This is a genomic window from Hymenobacter sp. HSC-4F20 (assembly GCF_019599275.1).
Lineage (GTDB): Bacteria > Bacteroidota > Bacteroidia > Cytophagales > Hymenobacteraceae > Hymenobacter.
On the sequence record NZ_JAHZTD010000021.1, the window covers coordinates 1 to 474 of the forward strand.

1 protein-coding gene is annotated in these 474 nt (G+C 66.7%); it reads left to right on the forward strand.

What is annotated here, in order from left to right:
- A partial coding sequence (locus tag K3G63_RS22535) for an FAD-linked oxidase C-terminal domain-containing protein (protein ID WP_310794626.1) occupies positions 1-474 on the forward strand: 474 nt, incomplete at both ends.

Genomic DNA, 474 nt, shown 5'->3' on the forward strand with positions numbered 1-474 from the left:
GAGCGCAATCTGTTCTGGGCGGGTCGCAAGGCCGCGTTTCCGGCCGTTGGCCGCATCTCGCCCGACTATCTCTGCATGGACGGCACCATCCCGCGCGGTGCGCTGCCGAAGGCGCTGGCGCGTATCCGCGAGCTCTCGGAGAAATACCAGCTCGGCTGCGCCAACGTGTTCCATGCCGGCGACGGCAATCTGCATCCGCTGATCCTCTACGATGCCAACAAGCCCGGAGAGATCGAGCGCGCCGAGGCCTTCGGCGCCGACATCCTGCGCGCCTGCGTCGAGTTCGGCGGCGTGCTCACCGGCGAGCACGGCGTCGGCATCGAGAAGCGCGACCTGATGCCGGAGATGTTCAGCGAGATCGACCTCAACCAGCAGCAGCGGCTGAAATGCGCCTTCGACGCCCAGGGCCTGCTCAATCCCGGCAAGGTGTTTCCGACCCTGCACCGCTGTGCCGAGCTCGGTCGCATGCATGTC